Genomic DNA, 18,327 nt, shown 5'->3' with positions numbered 1-18,327 from the left:
GGTCGTCCGTCGAGGTCATGCAGACATCCTACGTCTCCGGATCGATCGAGGGCCGGGACGATCTGCCGTGGCCGCCGCACCGGACTGACGGGGGCCGTGGCTACCGTGGACGCATGCAGCCGCCAGCAGCCGGGACCCTCCGCATCCTCCACCTCTCCGACACCCACCTGACCGGCGACGGGGCCCTGCACCAGGGCGCGGTCGACACCACGGTCGCGCTCGAACGGCTGCTCGCCCACGTCGACGACGTCCCCGGCATCGGGCTGGTGGTGGTCTCCGGCGACGTCTCCGAGGACGGCAGTCCCGAGTCCTACGCCACCGTGCGGGACCGCGTCGGCGGCTGGGCGCAACGGCACGGTGCAGCCCTCGTCGCGGTGCCCGGCAACCACGACCTGCGCGAGGGCTTCCGTCAGGTCCTGACCAACGGGCACGTCCTGGGCGAGGGCGGCGCGGCGCTCGTGCACACCATGGAGTACCTGCCGCCGACGGTCCCGGTCTCCGGGCAGTCGGTCGTCGCCGGTCGCCGGATCGTGACCGTCGACACGAGTGTGCCGGGTGCCGGGTACGGCGAGCTCAGCGACACGGCGCTCGAGCACCTGCGCACGGCCCTCGCCGACGCGGACGGCGCAACCGACGCCCCGCACGGCACCGTCGTCGTGCTGCACCACCCACCGCTGCCCGCCCCGACCGAGCTGCACGAGGCACTCCGCCTGCAGAACCCCGAGGCGCTCGCCGACGTCATCCGCGGTTCCGACGTCCGCGTCGTCCTCGGCGGCCACTACCACCACCACTTCGCCGGGTCGCTCGCCGGCGTCCCGGTCCTCGTCGCCCCCGGCGTCGCGAACGACACCGACGTCGTCGGCCCCTACGACGAAGAGTCCGCCGTCGTCGACAGCGGCGCACTCGTCGTCGACGTCGCCGCGGACGGCTCGGTCTGGTCCACACCGGTCCGCGTGCCGCGCGGCGACGCCGACCCGCGGGCCTTCCACCTCGACGCCGAGACGGTCCGGTCCGTCATCGCGGCCGCCGGCAAGCACTGATCCGAGCGCCAGCGGGCGCCGCGCCCGGTCGTTGCGTGCGGTGCACGCGCGTCAGGACGGACGGGAGGCCCGTGGCGGGGCCGCCACGGGCCTCCCGGCCGTCGTCTGGTCGCGTCCACAGCCGTGGTACCCCGCGTCTTCGGGTTGCATGCGGGAACACCGAGTAGCACGGACGCACACCTGAGCGAAGGAGCACCCATGCGAGTCGGCAGTGCAGTGCAGTACGACCGGTACGGAGACTTCGACGTCGTCGAGCTCGTCCCCCAGGAGAAGCCCACGGCAGGTCCGGGCGAGATCGTCGTCGAGATCGTGGCCGCGGGCCTGAACCACATCGAGCGGTTCCTGCGCGAGGGGAAGCTCCGCGACCACGTCGACCTCGAGTTCCCCGCGCACCAGGGTGTCGACTTCGCCGGCATCGTGCGCGCGCGGGGCGACGGCGTGAAGGACCTCCGCATCGGCGACGAGGTGATGGGACACGCGCCGACCGGCGGCGCCCACGCCACCTGGATCGCGGTGCCGCGCGGCGCCGTCATCAAGAAGCCGGAGCACGTCGGGTGGGAGGTCGCCGGCGGCCTGTACCTGGCGGGCTGCACGGCGGTGTCGATCGTCCGGTCGCTGCGGCTCGGACCGCAGGACACCGTCGTCATCTCGGCCGCGGCGGGTGGCGTCGGGCACATCGAGTGCCAGTTGGCGCACGACGCCGGCGCGACCGTGATCGCCCTGGGCAGCCCGCGCAACCACGACTACCTGCGACAGATCGGGACGCTGCCCGTCGCGTACGGCGAGGGCGAGGAGGACCGCATCCGCGACATCGCCGACGGACGGCCCATCACCGCGTTCATCGACAACCACGGCGAGAGCAACGCCGAGCTGCTGGCCGAGCGCCTCGGCGTCGGGCAGGAGCGGTTCGTGTCGTCCGAGGAACGCCGGGACATCGAGGTCCGGTTCCTCCGCGCGCCCGCCGAGGACGAGGAGACCCGCGAGCTGCTGACCCTGCTGGCGAAGGCCGTGCAGGACCGTCGCGTGCAGGTCCTGATCTCGGGCTTCTACCCGTTCGAGTACATCGTCGAGGCGTACGAGGACCTGGCCGAGATGAAGTCCCGCGGCAAGGTCGTCATCGGGATGCAGACCGTGGAGACCGGGGCGCGGCTCGACTGGTACCGCTCCGAGAAGGCGCGTGACCTGCGCGACCGGTACGCCGACGCGCGGGGGACCGACACGGAGACGATGGCCGGCGGATCGGCCTCGCCCGCGAGCTGAGCGAGCTGAGCGTTGACGGGGCCCGGCACCTTCGTGCCGGGCCCCGTCCGCGTCAGCTCAGGATGTCCTTCGAGGCGAACCGGCTGTACGCCAGCGCTCCGAACACCACGACGTACCCGAGCTGCAGCACCGCGTTCGACCCGAACGAGTCGAACGAGATCGGGTCGCGCAGCAGGTCGCCGAAGCCGAGCCACTGGTGCGAGAACAGGTACGGGTGCAGCCAGTCGAGCTGGGGGAGCTGGTCGAGCACCTGCGACGCCCCGGCGAGCACGACCGTCGCCGCCATCGCCCCGACCGGCACGTTCGTCAGGGTCGAGGCGAACATGCCGATCGCCACGAGCCCGAGCATCGACATCGCGACGTACAGCGCGAGCAGCAGGGCCCGGCCGGCGTACGACCAGCCGTCGACCTGCGTGCCGGACAACAGCGTGACCGGCCCGATCGGGAACAGCACGGCACCGATCGCGGCGCCGACCAGCACGACGAGCAGCGTGGCGGCCAGGCAGAACGCGACGGCGCCGACGAACTTCACCAGGACGAACCGCACCCGGCCGGTCGGTGCGACGAGCAGGTAGCGGATCGTGCCGTGGCTGGCCTCGCCCGCGACGGTGTCCCCGGCCACCACACCCACGGTGAGCGGCAGGAACAGCGGGATCGACACGGTCAGCGCGGTGAACGCCACGAACAGCCCGTTGTTGGTGATGTCGCCGAGGAACGCCGGCCCGCCGTCGTCGCCGTCGGTGGTCAGCCGCACGGCGACCGCGATCAGGATCGGCACGAGTGCCAGCGCCCCGAGCATCGCCCAGGTGCGGCGTCGCCGGAACACCAGCGCGAGCTCCGAACCGAGCAGTGCGAACGTGCGCTGCCGACGGCGGACGGGCACCTCCCGCACGGCCACGTCAGGCTGCGACATCGAATCCCTCTCCGGTGAGTGCGACGAACAGGTCCTCGAGGGTGCCACCGCCGACGTCAAGGCCACGGACCCGGACGTCGGCGCGCACGAGTTCGGCGGTGATGGTCTCGGGCAGCAGCCCGTTCGGCAGGTCGGCCACGAGCACGTCGGCCCCGCCGTCGTGCCGAGGAGTCAGCCCGAGCCGCGTGAGGACGGTGCCGGCCTGGCCGACGTCGGGCGTCCGCACGGTCACGGTCCGGGCGCCGGCTGCGCGCAGCTCGTCGAGGGGGCCCTGCGCGACGATCTTGCCCGTCCGCATGACGGCCGCGTGCGTGCAGACCTGTTCGATCTCGGCCAGCAGGTGGCTCGACACGAACACCGTCGTGCCGTCGTCGGCCAGGGACCGGATCAGGTTGCGGACCTCGCGCGTGCCCTGCGGGTCGAGGCCGTTGGTCGGCTCGTCGAGCACCAGCAGGTCACGCGGCGACAGCAGGGCGTTCGCCAGGCCGAGCCGCTGCTTCATGCCGAGGGAGTACGCGTGCGCCTTCTTGTCGGCCGCGTGGGTCAGCCCGACACGGTCGAGTGCACCGGCGACGCGGGCCTTGCGGGTGCGCGGGTCCGACGTGGGGTCGGCCGCGTCGAAGCGCTGCAGGTTCGCCCGACCGGACAGGTACGGGTAGAAGGCCGGCCCCTCGACGAGCGCGCCGACGCGGGGCAGGACGTCGTGCAGCGCCTTCGGCATCGGTTCACCGAGCAGTTCGATGGTGCCGCCGCTCGCGCTCGACAGACCGAGCAGCATCCGGATGGTGGTGGTCTTGCCGGAACCGTTCGGCCCGAGGAACCCGAACACCGCGCCGCGCGGCACCGCCAGGTCGATGCCGTCGACCGCGCGCTGCTTGCGGAACACCTTCTGGAGGCCCGTGGTGCGGATCGCCAGGTCGGGCGCCGGCCCGGCCGTGCTCACCTGGTGGTCGGCCGTGCTCACTTCGCGGCGTCGACCAGGGAAGCCACCGGCACGGCGCCCGCGAAGACGCGGCCGTCGTCGGTCAGGTAGACCGACACGAGCGACGTCTGCACCGCGCGGCCGCCGTCGACGGGCTTCGTCAGCTGGTCGAGCAGGCCCGAGGCGTCTCCGTCGAGCCCGGACTGGTCGGCGGTGCCCGTGGGGAGCTCGGCGATGGTGCCCCAGCCCGTGCCCGTGAAGGTCGGCTCGTCACCGCTCGGGGTGCCACGGCGGTCGCCGTGCTCGCCCTTCGTGTGGGTGCCGGCGTCGGACAGGTCCTTCTCCGTCACCTTCGCGTTCGACGGCGGGGTGAAGTCGAAGAGCCGGGCTGCCGGGGCGCCGTAGTCGAGGCTGGTGAACCCGACCTGCACCGCGGGCTCGTCCGCGCCGGCGGCCTGGACGCTCGCACGGAGCGGGAGCCCGGTCTGCTGGTCGACGGCCAACCGGACGGCTCCGACGAGGGTGTCGGACGACTTCGGGGTCAGGGTGATCTGCCAGGCGTCGTGGCCGGCGACGCTGACCTGGGTCGGCTTCGACACGGTGGTGGTCGGGGTGATGGCGTCGATGGCCTGCTCCGCGATGTCGGCCGGGGTCGTCGTGCCGTCCTGCGGGTCCTTCGCGGTGTCGCTCGGCAGCGTCACGTGCGTGGCGGTGCGCTCCTTCGAGTCCCAGGTCCAGACGTCGGAGCCGTTGTGGACGACGTCCTGCTCGGCGAGCTGCTGCGTCAGCTGGACGCGCTGCTTGTCGGGGCCGTCGACGTAGACACGGGCGGTGTGCGACGCGGTGAGGAGTCCGAGCACGTCGGAGGCGTCGCCTTCCACCGAGGAGCCGCCGGACCCGGTGGGCAGTTCGGGGAGCCCGAGCGCGCTCGTCTGCGAGAGCTTGCCCGAGTACTGGGCATCCGACGACTTCGCGATGCTGGCGATGACGGCCGCCGCAGTGGGGTTCGTCCCCGCGATCGGGTCGTTCGCGGCGTTCGCGATCATCGGCGCGGCCACGGCGCCGGCGACGACGACCGGTGCGATGACGGCTGGCAGCCAGGCTGACTTCTTCATCGGGTTCCCCTCGTGGAGCATTCGAGTCGTGGGTACCGTACGTCCGGCCCCCGACAGGCAGCTGGGCGTCGCTCGTAGACTCGTGGGGCGACCGGCGGCGGTCGTGTGGCGGCGAAGGAGGCGGCATGCGCGCGGTGCTCGGTCTGGACATCGGGACGTCGAGCACGAAGGCCTTGCTGGCCCGGTTCGACGGCACCGTGCTCGCCGAGGTGAGCCGTCGCCACGAGGTCGACCGCCCCGAACAGGGCCTGGTCGAGATGGACTCCGACGTCTGGTGGGAGGAGTTCACGTCGCTCACCCGCTCCCTGCTCGACCGTGTGCCCGACGTCGAGGTGCAGGCGGTCGGCGTGAGCGGCATCGGACCGTGCGCGCTGCTGACCGACGTCGACGGTGCGCCGCTCGGTCCGGCGATCCTGTACGGCATCGACACCCGGACGGCGACGCTGCTCGACGACGTCACGGCGGAGCTCGGCGGCGAGGGCGCGATCCGCGCCCGCTGCGGGTCCGCCCTGAGCACGCAGGCCGCCGGCGTGAAGCTCGCCTGGCTCGCGCGGCACGAACCCGACGTCTGGGCGCGGGCCGTACGGTTCACGATGCCGTCGTCCCGCGTGGTCGAACGGCTGACGGGGGAGTACGTCCTCGACCACCACTCGGCCAGTCAGACGACACCCCTCTACGACGTGCACGCGAACGCCTGGATCCCGGAGTGGTGCGACCGACTGGCACCCGGTCTCGCGATGCCTCGCCTGCTGTGGTCCGGCGACCAGGCGGGCGTCGTGACGCCCGAGGCGGCCGCGGCCACGGGCCTCCCGGCCGGCATCCCCGTGACGGCCGGGACCATCGACGCCTGGGCCGAGGGCGTGAGCGTCGGCGAGTCCGTGCCGGGCCGGATGTTCCTGCAGTACGGCACCACGATGTTCATGATCGTGCCGACGGCCGAACCCACGTCGGTGCCGGGCATGTGGACGACCGTCGGCACGCACCCGGGGCAGCCGAGCGTGTCCGGTGGGATGGCGACCTCCGGGGCGATCACGGACTGGCTGCGACGGCTGGTCGACGGCGAGTGGTCGACCATGCTCGAGGAAGCGCGGTGCTCCGGCATCGGGGCGAACGGGCTGCTGATGCTGCCGTACTTCGCGGGGGAACGGACGCCGATCGCCGACCCGGACGCTCGCGGCGTGCTCGCGGGGTTGACAGTCCGGCACACGCGCGGCGACATCTACCGGGCGACGCTCGAGGCGACGGCGTACGCGGTACGGCACCACCTCGAGGCCCTCGGCGACGCGGGGGTCGAGGTCCGCGAACTCGTCGGGGCTGGCGGCGGGCTGCTCGGACGGCTGTGGCCCACGATCGTGTCGGACGTCACCGGGCTGCGGCAGACGGTGCCGAGCGTGACGATCGGTGCGTGCTTCGGCTCGGCGTTCCTGGCGGCCGAACTCGTCGCGGGGCCGGGCGACACCGTGGACATCGGTGCGTGGAACCCGCCGGCGACGGTGATCGAGCCGGACCCCGAGGCGACGGCGGCGTACGAGGCGGGGTACCGCGACTACCGCGACCTGTACGAGGCGACGAAGGCCGTCGTGCACCGCTTGGCCGCGCGGGGCTGATCGGCGGCGGTGCCGCTCCGCGGAACACCGGTGTTCGCGTGCCGAACACCCGAATGGGCGTGTTCAGTGCGCGAACACCGGTGTCGTGCGGAACCCTGCCTACGCCTGCGCGTCGACCCCGGCGGGGGCGCTGCCGTCGTACTCGCAGATCGCCTGCACCTTCGAAGCGCTGGCACTGGAACGGTCGAACTCGTAGCCGAGCCACTCCTTCGCCAGCCGACGGGCGAGCTCGACGCCGACGACGCGCTGCCCCATGCAGAGCACCTGGGCGTCGTTCGACAGGATCGAGCGCTCCACGCTGTACGAATCGTGCGCGGTGACGGCACGGATGCCCGGCACCTTGTTGGCGCTGATCGCCACACCGAGGCCGGTGCCGCAGATCAGGATCGCCCGGTCGGCCTCGCCGTTCGCCACCAGGCGCGCAGCGTCCACGGCCACGTGCGGGTAGGCGGTGTGGCCGTCCGCGTCGACGCCGACGTCGGTGACGTCCGACACCCGGTCGTCGGCGAGCAGGTCGGCCTTGATGATCTCCTTGTAGTCGAACCCGGCGTCGTCGGACCCGATCACGAGACGGTACGTCATGCGTGTGTTCCTTCCTTGTCAGCACGGGCGGCGAGGACCTCGCCGACCCGCGTGAGGATCATCCCCATCGAGGTGGCACCCGCGTCGGGTGTCCCCAGGCTCTTCTCGGCCAGCGGCCTGGCCCGTCCGACCTTCGGCGTGAGGTCGGCGGTCTTGTCGGCCTCGTCCCGAGCGACTTCCGCTGCAGCTTGCCACGCTCCGGCGAGTGGCTGACCAGCTTCGACCGAGGAACGCAACTGCTCCACGAACGGCAGCAGTGCGTCGAGCAGTGTCTTGTCACCGCGCGACGCCCCGCCCAGGTGGACGATCGAGTCGGCGAAGGCCTGTGCCGCGTCGACGACGTCGGCTGCCTGGTACGACTCGCGGTCGTCGCCGAGGGAGCGGCCGAACGCCTCGAGTGCGGCGCCCCACAGGACACCGGAGGTGCCGCCCGCGAACGCGGCCCACGCATCACCGGCGCGTCCGAGGACGAAGGCGACCCCGGCCTCCGGGCCGAGCCCGTCGACCGCCTTGCGCGCCGCACCGATCCCCTTGACCATGCCGCGGCCGTGGTCGCCGTCCCCGGCGACCGCGTCGATGCGGCCGAGCGTCTCCTCGTGCTCGCGCAGGAGCGCGTCCATCGCCTCGACGGCGGCTCGCGCCGTCTGCGCGGTCTGCCGGGAGGCATCGGTCGCCTCCGGCACGACCGTCGCCTCGTCCTCGGCGGCGTCCACCGCATCGGCCGGCACGAGCGCCGCGACCGGTGCCGCCACCTTGCGGTACGCGGGCGTGTAGGCGTCGGCGCGCCAGAGCCGTTCGAGTTCGTCGTCGAGCCACTGCAGCGTCAGCGAGCAGCCGCCCATGTCGAGGCTCGTGACGAGTTCGCCGACCTCGGGTTCGACGACCTCGAGCCCGGCGTCCTGCAGCAGCGGCAGCACCCGGCCCCAGAGCAGGAAGAGCTCCTCGTACTTGGTGTCACCGAGCCCGTTGAGGATCGGGGCGACCCGGGTGCCGGCCGTCGCGGGGCGGTCGGCGAGCAGTCGTTCGGCGAGCAGCGACGCCAGGTCCGTCGCACGGAGCAGCGGGACGTCCTGGATGCCCGGCTCGCCGTGGATGCCGAGCCCCAGGCCGAGGTGGCCGTCGGGGACGGTGAACAGCGGTTCGGTCGCACCGGGCATGGTGCAGCCGGAGAACGCGACGCCGATGGTGCGGGTGGCGGCGTTCGACGCCCGGCCGATCCGTTCGACCTCGTCGAGGTCGGCGCCCTCGGCAGCGGCGGCGCCCATCGCCTTGAAGACGGAGAAGTCACCGGCGATGCCGCGGCGCTTCGTCTCGTCGTCGGCACTGGCGATGTCGTCGGTGACCACGACGATGCGGGTGTCGATGCCCTCGGCACGCAGCCGCTCGGCCGCGAGCCCGAAGTTCATGGTGTCACCGGCGTAGTTGCCGAACGACAGCACGACACCGCGGCCCTGGTCGGCGGCCTTGGCGACCGAGTAGACCTGCGCGGTCGACGGCGAGGTGAAGACGTTGCCGACGACGGCGCCGGTGGCGAAGCCCGGGCCGACGACGCCGCAGAACGCGGGGTAGTGGCCGGAGCCACCCCCGACGACGACGGCGACCTGCGGTGCGGCCCCCTCGGTGGGCAGGGTCACGACGCCGCCGTGGACGCCGCGGACCCGGTCGGCGTAGAGCGCGAGCCAGCCGCTCAGTTGGTCTTCGGCGAACTCGTCCGGGTCGTCGTGGATCGTGGTCATGGTGCGGGTCCTCCGGAGGTGGTGGTGGGGTGGTGCACCGGGCGACGACGGGACGACCGTCGTCGCCCGGGTCTCAGTGTCCTCGGTCGCCCTGCGGGACCTTGAGGAAGTGGATCATCACGAACGCGCAGGCGTACAGGCCGACGAACGTCCACGTGGCGGCCTGGCCACCGCCGCCCAGGGCGAAGACCGCGGCGACGACACCGGTGCCGAGGAACGCGGCACCGCCGGCGGCCGTGGTGTACATCGCCATGGCGGCGCCCTTGTGCTCGGGGGCCAGCGCCGGCATGATCGCGCCCATCGGCACGAACCCGGCGAGCAGGCAGCCGAACACGCAGCCGGCGACGACGGAGAGCACGTAGCCCCAGTCTGAACCGGCGGGGACGAGCTGCGGCACGTACCACCAGGCGATGAGCCCGAGGGCGGAGCCGACGATGCCGAACCACTTGACGGTGCGCTGCCAGCCGATCTTGTCGCCGACCCAGCCGAACAGGGCGTTGACCAGGATGTTCGTGGCGTAGACGCAGACCGTCATGAGCAGCCAGCGGCTCTGGCCCCAGCCGCGCTCGTTCGCGATCACGGCGGGCAGGACGACGAACATGCCGAACTCGGGTGCGGTGTTGATGAGTCGGACGAGGAAGCCCATCAGGATCTTCGGCCGCGTGACCGTCAGGCGGATGCCGCTCGTCAGCACCTGCCAGGCGCTCTCACCGGCGGGGGCGATGCGCGTGAACCCGTTCGGCAGCCGGACGCCGAACAGCATGATGAGGAACCCGATCACGACGAGGGCGATCGAGGCGACCATCGCCCCGGTCTCGCCGACGGTCCCGCCGCCGAACACCGGGATCGCACCGATCGCGAACAGCGAGCCGAGGGTCGGCAGACCACCCGTGAAGGCGACGTAGAACCAGCCGACCGCGGAGCCGTTCCGTTCGACCGGGGTGGTGATGTTCACCCAGACCAGGAACGCGAAGGCGAACAGCGGGTACCCGAAGCCGCGCAACGCGTACGTGACGGCGGCGAACGGGACGCTGCCGGCGCCGAGTGCCAGCAGGAACAGGACCTCGAACACGACCCAGACGGCGAAGCCGAGGATCATCACCCGGCGCGGCCCGACCAGGTCGGACAGGGCACCCGAGACGTAGCTGCCGATCAGTGCGGCCAGGCTGTAGAACGTGACGATCGTCGCCACGGTGGCCTCGGGGCTGCCGAGCACGGCCACCATGTGCGGCGTGATGAAGTTCGACTCGACGCCGTTCCCGGTCATGAAGACCAGGACGGCGACGAACCCGAGGGCGAGCGGACGGGGGATGCCCATCCGGTCCAGGCGGCCCTCGGCGCGGGGGGTGGTCGTGCGGGCGCCGGTGGCGCGTGATGTCGTCGCTGACATGCTCGTTCTCTCCCTGCTGGTGGAGTCGGTCAGGCCTGCGGCGCGGCCGTGGTGGGGGCGGTCAGGGACGGGATGATCGACACCTTGACGCTGGCACCGGCGGAGTCGCCGACCAGGTCGAGCGCCTCCTGGAACTGCTCGAGCGGGAACTGGTGCGTGCAGATCTCCGACATCGGCAGGGTCTCGGCCTCGAGCAGCTTGATCGCCGCCGGCCAGGTGTGCGGGCCGAGGTGGGCGCCGCGGACGTCGAGCTCCTTGTCGTCGGAGATGATCGACCAGTCCACGGACACGTCGTCCTTGAACACCGAGTACTCGACGAAGGTCCCGAGCTTGCGGAGCAGGTTCAGTCCCTGCGGCACCGCGGACGGGTGCCCGGTCGCCTCGATGTAGACGTCGGCCCCGTAGCCGTCGGTGAGCTCCTTGACCCGGGCGACCACGTCCTCCTGGGCGATGTTGATCGTCAGGTCGGCGCCGACCTTGCGGGCCAGCTCGAGCTTCGCCTCGACCACGTCGAGCGCGATGATCCGGAGCGGGTTCTTCTGCCGCGCACCGGCGATGGCGGAGAGGCCGATCGGGCCGGCGCCGGCGATCACCACGGTGTCGCCGAACTTGATGTCACCGCGCTCGACGGCGTGGAAGGCGCACGACAGCGGCTCGGAGAACGCGGCGACCTGGCCGGGCAGGGCCTTCGACACCGGGTGGGTCAGTGCCTTGGCGGGCACGAGGACGTACTCGGCCATCGCGCCGTCGTAGCCCTTGAAGCCGAACATGTCGTGCACGTTGCACATCCAGTACGCGCCCTCGAGGCAGTAGCGGCACTCCCAGCACGGCACGATCTGCTCGCAGGCGATCCGGTCGCCGAGGTCGACGCCGCGCTTGGCCAGGGCGGCGTCGTCGCCGGCGACGATCGTGCCGACGAACTCGTGCCCGGGGATGCGGTCGCGCTCGGCCCAGGCCGCACGGTTCTCGTCGCCCCAGAACTTCGCGGCGCCGTGGTAGCACTTCAGGTCGCTCGCACAGATGCCGACGGCGTCGGTGCGGAGCAGGAGTTCCCCGGGGCCGGGCGTCGGCACCGGACGCTCCTCGAGCCGGTAGTCACCGGGGCCGTGGACGACGACGGCGCGCATCGTCGTGGGGATCGTGGTGGGGGCGGTCGTGGCCGCGTTCTCGGTCGTCGTCGACATGAGCTGTTCCTCCGTTGGGTGGCTTCGGCGATGACTGTACACCTTCGAGAACGTTTGTCCAGAACACAATTTCTGGTACGTTCTGCACCGAACGCAAGGGAGCGAACATGACGACGGACTTCGCCGCGGCCCTCCGACCGGGCCCCGACACGATCGACCTGACCAACGACTTCAGCGGCCGCACGGCGGTGGTCACCGGCGGGGCGTCCGGCATCGGCAACGCGATCGCCCGGGTCCTGGCGGCCCGGGGCGCCCGCGTCGCCATCGTCGACGTCCGGGCCGACGGTGCCACGTCGGCCGCGGCCGACCTGCCCACGTCCGCCGTGCCGTCGACGGCCGCACCGGACACCGCCGCCGACGGGGCGGACGCGGCCACGAGCCTCCACGCCGGGTTCGCCTGCGACGTGACCGACGCCGACTCGGTGACCCGCACCGTGGCGGACGTCGTCCGGCACTTCGGCGGCGTCGACGTGCTGGTGAACTGCGCCGGCATCGCCGCCCTCGCCCCGGCCGAGGACCTGGCAGCCGACACCTGGGCGAAGACCATCGACGTCAACCTGACCGGCACGTTCCGCGTGGCGCAGGCCGTCGGCCGGCACATGCTCGACGCCGGGTACGGGCGGATCGTGAACATCGCGTCGCAGGCGGCCCACGTCGGCATCGACGGGCACGCCGCCTACTGCGCGTCGAAGGCCGGCGTCATCGGCCTGACGACGGTGCTCGCGCTCGAGTGGGGCGGACGCGGCGTCACCGTGAACACCGTGTCGCCGACCGTCGTCCTGACCGACCTCGGCCGTGCTGCCTGGGCGAACGAGAACGGCATCCGGCACCAGGACGAGATCCCCACCGGCCGCTTCGCGACGCCCGACGAGATCGCCGCGGCCGTGCTGTTCCTGGCGGGGGAGTCGAGCGCGATGGTGAACGGCGCGGACCTCCGTGTGGACGGCGGGTTCACGATCCGCTGAGCCGTGCTCGGACTACGATCGCGGTGTCCGATCGAGTCGAAGGGTCCCGCTCCATGTCGTCCGAGAGCACTGCCGGCCCCGGCCCCGACTCGTCGCGGACCCGGTTCCCGCTGGACACCGTCTACCAGGCGGCGCGGATGTACTACCTCGAGGACGCCACCCAGGTCGAGATCGCCTCGCGCCTCGGGGTCTCGCGCCCGACCGTCTCGCGGCTCGTGGCCGAGGCCCGCAAGGCCGGACTCGTCCGCATCGAGGTCGTCGACCCGTTCCAGGACGAGACCGTGGCGCTCGCCGAACGCCTGCAGGTCGTGCTCGGGCTCCGCGCGGTGCACCTCGCCGCGGTCACCCACGCCGCGACGCTCGGCGCCGACCTGGCCGCACCGCTGGCCGCCGCGGTCGAGGGCATGGGACTCGTCCCCGGCGACGCCGTCCTGATGTCGTCCGGTCGCACCGTGTACGACGTCGCACGATCGGGCATGCCGACCATGCCCGGCGTCCAGCTCGTGCCGACCGTGGGTGGGCAGGCCGACCCGATGCCGTGGTTCCAGACGAACGAGATCACCCGGACGGCCGCGGAGCACTCCGGCGCGATCCCGGCGTTCCTGTTCGCCCAGGCGCTGCCGTCCCCGGCGATGCGGTCCACCCTCGACGAGGACCCGGCGTTCCAGCACGTCGTCGGACTCTGGAGCCGGGCGAAGGGCGCGATCCTCGGCATCGGTGCGCCGACCCACACCCGCGACGCGCTGGCCCGGGGCATCCCGGTCGAGGACGCCGCGTTCGACCGGGCCGCCGGTGACGTCTGCCTGAACTTCTACGCTGCCGACGGCTCGGCGATCGAGTTCCCCGGCAGCGACCGGATGGTGCGGACCTCGCGCGAGGTCCTGTCGACCGTTCCGCACGCCGTCGGGGTGGCCGTGGGCAGCGCCAAGGTCACGAGCATCGTCGCCGCGGTGCGGGGCGGCCTGGTCAACGAGCTGGTGACGGACGCCGCGACGGCACGTGCGGTGCTCGACGCACTCGCCTGAGTGACCGTTCCTTCCCATCACGCGCGCGATGGATGGTGCTTCCGGGCATCCCTGGTCGTTTGTTCGTGGCAGGTACGCCCGGTTCCGGCAGGTACGCCCGGTTCCGGGGGCGACCGCCTGCGGCCGGGAGGCGCGGGGCGGGGCCGCACCGCGCCTCCCGACCGGTGGTCCCCACGTCTAGCGCGTGCGCTGCACGTCCCACAGGTGGTGCACCGGGTCGTGCGCGTAGTAGGTGGCGAGCGTCGCGACGGTGAAGGCGCTGCCGTCGGACCGGAGCCCGGTGCGCTCGAGCACCTCGTCGGGGACGGCGGCGAAGGCCCGGGCCGCGCGGTCCGCCGACTCCCGCAGCTGCCGGGCGACGACCGCGGGGTCCTGCTCGCCGTAGCGGTCCTCGACGGCGGTGGCGTCCTGGTCCCAGTTCGCGAAGGCGGGGGCGTCCTCGGTGAGCATCAGGTCCAGGCGTTCGGCCATCTTCCGGTGCACGTCCCGCACGTGGGCGCCGTACTCGAGCGGTGACCACGTGTGGTCGTCCGGGCGGTCCCGGACGTCGTCGCGTCCGAGGACCTCGGGCCACCCTGCGGTGTTGTCGTCGATGATGCCCGGCACGTCGCGGATCGTCACGGCGCTGCCGTCGTAGCCGCACTCGGGGCACGCGGTCTCGATGACCCACGTCCAGCTCTTCGTCTCGGGTTCGATCGCCACGGGCCCGATGTTACGGCGTCGTTACACAGTTCCGTCCTTCCGCGCGCTGGTGCGGATCGGGCGTGACCCCCGTCCGGGTGACACGCCGGTTCCTGAGAATCCCCGGCCAATGACATTTCGGTTGCTCGGTAACGTCGCTCGCTGTTCTGGGCCGGTACCCGACGGCCCACCGATCTTCTCGAGGAGCAAGGCATGGGTTCCGACCCCAGCAGTACCAACACCCGACCACACCGACGGCTGCGTGAGAGCGACGTCACCGTGGTCGACAAGAGCATGATGCGACGAGCCGTCAGCGGCATGGTCGTCGGCAACACCATGGAGTGGTACGACGTCGGCGTGTACGGCTACCTGGCCGTCACGATGGGGAAGGTCTTCCTGCCGACGGCCGAACCCTCGGTGCAGATCCTGTTCAGCCTCGGTGTCTTCGCGGCGACGTACATCGCACGCCCCCTGGGCGGCATCGTGTTCGGACGCCTGGGCGACAAGATCGGCCGCCAGAAGGTGCTCGCGACGACGCTGATCATGATGGCGGCGTCGACGTTCCTGATCGGTGCGCTGCCCGCGTACGCCACCATCGGCGTCTTCGGTCCGATCCTGCTCGTCGTGCTGAAGCTCGCGCAGGGCTTCTCGACCGGTGGCGAGTACGCCGGGGCCACGACCTTCGTCACCGAGTACGCCCCGGACCGCCGTCGCGGCTTCTTCGCGAGCATCCTCGACTTCGGCAGCTACCTGGGCTTCGCGCTCGGTGCCACCGTCGTGTCGGTGCTGCAGATCACCCTGGGCGACGAGGCGATGACCGCCTACGGCTGGCGCTTCCCGTTCCTGGCGGCCGGTGTGATCGGTGTCGTGGCCATCTACTTCCGTCTGCGCATCGAGGAGTCGCCGGTGTTCCAGGCGACCCAGGCCGCGCAGGAGGCCGCGAGCGAGTCCCGGGCGTCCTTCGACGGTGAGCGTCCGGCCAACGTCGTCGCGATGGTCCGCCAGCACTGGCGCCCGATCGTCATCGCGATCATGCTCGTCGCCGCGTCGAACACCGTGGGCTACGCCCTGACCTCGTACATGCCGACGTACCTGACCGACTCGCTCGGCTACTCCGCCATCGACGGCACCCTGCTGACGATCCCGGTGCTCCTGCTGCTCGCGGTGATGCTCCCGCTGACCGGCAAGCTCTCCGACCGCCTCGGCCGCCGCGTCGTGATGTGGATCGGTGCCGCCACCACGGTCGTGCTCGTCGTGCCGGCGTTCATGCTGATCGGGCACGGGGCGCAGTGGTCGACGCTCGCCGGCCTCGGGCTGCTCGCGCTGATGACCGCGCTGTGGGTGTCGAACCAGGCCGCGTCGCTGCCGGCGCTGTTCCCGACGTCGACGCGGTACGGCGGCATGGGCTTCGCCTACAACATCGCGATCGCGGTGTTCGGCGGGACCACGCCCCTGATCGTGCAGGCGCTGCTCACCGCGACGGGTGACGAGCTCGCCCCGGCGTACTTCCTGATGGCGATGAGCGTCGTCGGCGCGATCGGTGTCTTCTGCATGAAGGAGTCCTCGCAGCGCCCGCTGCCCGGCTCGATGCCGGCCGTGGAGACCGAGGACGAGGCGAAGGAGCTCGTGCTCACGCAGGACACGAACCCGCACCTGGACCTCGGCGACCTGCCGTTCGCCGCGCAGGACGCCGCGGCTGCCGCTGCGCGCGAGGCCGCCGCTGCGCGTGAGGCGTCACCGGCGCGTTGACGCTGCGGCTCTCGACGTGACCACGGACGGGAGGCGCGGTGCGGGTCCGACCCGCACCGCGCCTCCCGTCCGTGCGTGCGTGCGTGCGCTGCGACGATGCACGCGACGATCGACTCGTGCCCTGTCGCAACCTGCGCACGCAGCGGATGTGTGCGCATGAGACGACGATGCACGAGTCGATCGACTCGTGCTCTGTCGCGAGACGTGTGCGTACCCACGCGCGCCCTCACTCGTGCCGGTGCTCCGACGCCGGGTCCACCGCGGGCCACTCCGGGAACGGGTCCGCCCAGCTGCGCCACACGTCCGGCCCTGCGAGCAGCTCCGACGGCGTGAGCAGCGCCCCGTCGAGGGCCCGCTCGATCGCCCGGACGTCGAGCTGCTCGCCGACGAACCACAGCGCCTGCCCGATCGGGGCATCGGCGTCCCACGACGGGTTCGCGGTGGGGTCGAGCGCGAGCATCGACCCGAAGCTCGACCACGAGCCGACGTGGTCCGGCCGCGATGCCAGGCGGAAGAACCCCCGCGACCGCAGCACGCGGCCGTTCACCCCGGCGGACAGGTCCTCGGCGATGACGGACGACAGTCGCCCGGGGTGGAACGGCAGCGGCTCCCGGTAGCGCATCGAGACCAGGGCGTCGCGGGCGTCGCGCCCGGTGTCCGCGCCGCTCGACAGTGCGCGCATCCAGCCGGCGCCGGTGGCGAGCACCCGTGCCGCGCCGCCGTTCGAGGCCGGCAGGTCGGCGGCGCTCCGGATCGCGGGCAGGGCGACGATCACGGCCTGGGGCGCCATCCGGTGCAGCAGGGACACGAGCGCCCGACGCCGACGGCCGGACAGCGGCTCGATGCGGTCGAGGGCGATCACCGTCGCGTACTCGACGAGTGCCGCCATCCGGTCCGCGGCCACGAAGGCGTCGTCGACGTCCGACCAGAGCAGGTGTGCGACGTCGTCGGCCCGCAGCACGCCGACGACGTGCCTGAGCACCCGGTCGTCGCCGGTCTCGGACCGTGCCGCGTTGGCGAGCAGCATGCCGACGGCGCGGGCATCGGCCCCCGGGTGCAGGGTGACGACGAGCCCGTGGTCGGCCTCGGGCCCGCAGAGCCGGTCGAGCTGGTCGGCGCGGTCCGCCACGGCACGGGCGGTGGCGAAGGCGCTCCCGGCGACGTGCATCCGGTGCCCGTCGGAGATCCGGGCGGCGACGCGGTCGGCGTCGACCTGGTGCAGGGCGGTGACGAGGGTGATGGCAGCAGCACGCATGTGGGCTACTGTAACTGAAAACCGTTATCAACAAGGAGGCTCGTCGTGAAGGTCCGCAACTCCCTCAAGGCGCTCAAGAAGATCCCCGGCTCCCAGGTCGTCCGGCGCCGCGGCCGCGTCTACGTCATCAACAAGAAGAACCCCCGCTGGAACACCCGGCAGGGCTGACGTCAGCGGCGGTCCGTAGGGTGGCGGCATGCGACTGCTGCTCATCCGCCACGGCCAGACCCCCGCGAACGTGCACGGCATCCTCGATGCCGTGGTGCCCGGACCAGGACTGACCGAGCTCGGGCAGCAGCAGGCCGACGCCCTGCCCGCAGCGCTCGCCGACCGCGGGATCGAGCGGCTGTTCGTGTCGTCGATGGTCCGGACGCAGGTCACGGCGGCGCCCCTGGCGGCCTCGCTCGGCCTCGAGCCCGTGGTGCTGCCGGGCCTCCGCGAGATCGAGGCGGGCGACACCCAGGGCAAGAGCGACACGGTGTCCGTGCAGACCTACATCTCCACCGTGCACGGCTGGTCCGGCGGTGACCGCACGACCCGGATGCCCGGTGCCGAGAGCGGCGTCGAGTTCTTCGAGCGCTACGACGATGCCGTCCGCCAGATCGAGGCCACCGGGGTGGCGGTGGCCGCCGCCGTCAGTCACGGTGCCGCGATCCGCACGTGGGCGAGTGCAGCTGCGCAGAACACCCCGGACCACTTCGGCACGAAGCGCCACCTGGAGAACACCGGCATCGTCGAACTCGAGGGCTCGTTCGCCGACGGCTGGCGCCTGGTCGACTGGGAAGGCGAGCCCGTCGGCGGCGACCAGCTCATCGACCGCACGGCGCTCGACCCCACCGGCGAGCGGTTCTGACGCGACCAGCGGGCCGCCAACGCGACCCCGAACGGACGGGAGGCCCGGTA

The 18,327-nt window shown here is 72.0% G+C and carries 17 protein-coding genes; 8 read left to right on the top strand and 9 right to left on the bottom strand.

Annotation, left to right across the window (positions count from 1 at the left end):
- Positions 1-113 precede the first annotated feature (113 nt).
- Positions 114-1,040 carry a metallophosphoesterase gene (locus ACL00U_RS12755; protein ID WP_042538276.1) on the top strand — a complete coding sequence of 309 codons (927 nt, stop codon included), beginning with the start codon at positions 114-116 and terminating at the stop codon, positions 1,038-1,040.
- A gap of 198 nt (positions 1,041-1,238) precedes the next feature.
- A complete protein-coding gene (locus tag ACL00U_RS12750; protein WP_081612354.1) occupies positions 1,239-2,300 on the top strand; it encodes an NADP-dependent oxidoreductase in 1,062 nt (353 codons plus the stop codon).
- A gap of 52 nt (positions 2,301-2,352) precedes the next feature.
- On the opposite strand, the gene ACL00U_RS12745 is transcribed toward ACL00U_RS12750, so the two are convergent.
- Genes ACL00U_RS12745 through ACL00U_RS12735 form a run of 3 tightly spaced genes read right to left on the bottom strand, consistent with a single transcriptional unit; the run spans position 2,353 to position 5,250 of the window.
- Complete coding sequence (locus ACL00U_RS12745; RefSeq protein ID WP_017888447.1) at positions 2,353-3,213, bottom strand: ABC transporter permease; 861 nt, start codon at positions 3,211-3,213, stop codon at positions 2,353-2,355.
- Entirely contained in the window at positions 3,200-4,177 is a 978-nt protein-coding gene (locus tag ACL00U_RS12740) for an ABC transporter ATP-binding protein (RefSeq protein WP_017888448.1), read from the bottom strand. The genes ACL00U_RS12745 and ACL00U_RS12740 overlap by 14 nt, the downstream gene beginning before the upstream one ends.
- Positions 4,174-5,250, bottom strand: coding sequence for a LolA family protein (locus ACL00U_RS12735; RefSeq protein WP_042538274.1), 1,077 nt, complete (start codon positions 5,248-5,250; stop codon positions 4,174-4,176). The genes ACL00U_RS12740 and ACL00U_RS12735 overlap by 4 nt, the downstream gene beginning before the upstream one ends.
- A gap of 125 nt (positions 5,251-5,375) precedes the next feature.
- Between ACL00U_RS12735 and ACL00U_RS12730 the strand changes: the two genes are divergently transcribed.
- Entirely contained in the window at positions 5,376-6,857 is a 1,482-nt protein-coding gene (locus tag ACL00U_RS12730) for an FGGY-family carbohydrate kinase (protein ID WP_042538198.1), read from the top strand.
- Positions 6,858-6,956: 99 nt separating this feature from the next.
- Here the strand turns inward: ACL00U_RS12730 and ACL00U_RS12725 are convergent, their stop codons facing one another.
- The 4 genes from ACL00U_RS12725 to ACL00U_RS12710 form a co-directional block, all read right to left on the bottom strand.
- Positions 6,957-7,439: a ribose-5-phosphate isomerase gene (locus tag ACL00U_RS12725; RefSeq protein ID WP_017888451.1), complete on the bottom strand. Its 483-nt coding sequence runs from the start codon at positions 7,437-7,439 to the stop codon at positions 6,957-6,959.
- Positions 7,436-9,175: a dihydroxyacetone kinase family protein gene (locus ACL00U_RS12720; protein WP_412873463.1), complete on the bottom strand. Its 1,740-nt coding sequence runs from the start codon at positions 9,173-9,175 to the stop codon at positions 7,436-7,438. The genes ACL00U_RS12725 and ACL00U_RS12720 overlap by 4 nt, the downstream gene beginning before the upstream one ends.
- A 73-nt stretch (positions 9,176-9,248) precedes the next feature.
- Positions 9,249-10,565 (bottom strand): MFS transporter, encoded by a 1,317-nt coding sequence (locus tag ACL00U_RS12715; protein ID WP_042538194.1) that lies wholly within the window; start codon positions 10,563-10,565, stop codon positions 9,249-9,251.
- 29 nt (positions 10,566-10,594) lie between these two features.
- Positions 10,595-11,749 carry a zinc-binding dehydrogenase gene (locus ACL00U_RS12710; RefSeq protein WP_412873462.1) on the bottom strand — a complete coding sequence of 385 codons (1,155 nt, stop codon included), beginning with the start codon at positions 11,747-11,749 and terminating at the stop codon, positions 10,595-10,597.
- Positions 11,750-11,856: 107 nt separating this feature from the next.
- Between ACL00U_RS12710 and ACL00U_RS12705 the strand changes: the two genes are divergently transcribed.
- Positions 11,857-12,714, top strand: a complete 858-nt coding sequence (locus tag ACL00U_RS12705) for a GolD/DthD family dehydrogenase (protein ID WP_412873461.1) — start codon at positions 11,857-11,859, stop codon at positions 12,712-12,714.
- A gap of 53 nt (positions 12,715-12,767) precedes the next feature.
- Positions 12,768-13,739 carry a sugar-binding transcriptional regulator gene (locus ACL00U_RS12700; RefSeq protein WP_017888456.1) on the top strand — a complete coding sequence of 324 codons (972 nt, stop codon included), beginning with the start codon at positions 12,768-12,770 and terminating at the stop codon, positions 13,737-13,739.
- Between the two features lie 177 nt (positions 13,740-13,916).
- Here the strand turns inward: ACL00U_RS12700 and ACL00U_RS12695 are convergent, their stop codons facing one another.
- Positions 13,917-14,441, bottom strand: a complete 525-nt coding sequence (locus tag ACL00U_RS12695) for a DinB family protein (RefSeq protein WP_412873460.1) — start codon at positions 14,439-14,441, stop codon at positions 13,917-13,919.
- Between the two features lie 192 nt (positions 14,442-14,633).
- On the opposite strand from ACL00U_RS12695, the gene ACL00U_RS12690 reads away from it, so the two are divergent.
- Positions 14,634-16,169, top strand: coding sequence for an MFS transporter (locus ACL00U_RS12690; protein WP_042538189.1), 1,536 nt, complete (start codon positions 14,634-14,636; stop codon positions 16,167-16,169).
- Between the two features lie 226 nt (positions 16,170-16,395).
- Here the strand turns inward: ACL00U_RS12690 and ACL00U_RS12685 are convergent, their stop codons facing one another.
- Positions 16,396-17,424: a GTP-binding protein gene (locus ACL00U_RS12685; RefSeq protein ID WP_017888459.1), complete on the bottom strand. Its 1,029-nt coding sequence runs from the start codon at positions 17,422-17,424 to the stop codon at positions 16,396-16,398.
- 45 nt (positions 17,425-17,469) lie between these two features.
- Between ACL00U_RS12685 and ykgO the strand changes: the two genes are divergently transcribed.
- Both ykgO and ACL00U_RS12675 read left to right on the top strand, forming a co-directional pair.
- A complete protein-coding gene (ykgO, locus tag ACL00U_RS12680) occupies positions 17,470-17,592 on the top strand; it encodes a type B 50S ribosomal protein L36 (RefSeq protein ID WP_017888460.1) in 123 nt (40 codons plus the stop codon).
- A gap of 28 nt (positions 17,593-17,620) precedes the next feature.
- Complete coding sequence (locus ACL00U_RS12675; protein ID WP_017888461.1) at positions 17,621-18,277, top strand: histidine phosphatase family protein; 657 nt, start codon at positions 17,621-17,623, stop codon at positions 18,275-18,277.
- Positions 18,278-18,327 lie beyond the last annotated feature (50 nt).

The organism is Curtobacterium poinsettiae, from assembly GCF_047226435.1.
Taxonomy (GTDB): Bacteria; Actinomycetota; Actinomycetes; order Actinomycetales; family Microbacteriaceae; genus Curtobacterium; species Curtobacterium poinsettiae.
This window is presented reverse-complemented; position numbering and strand designations above follow the sequence as displayed.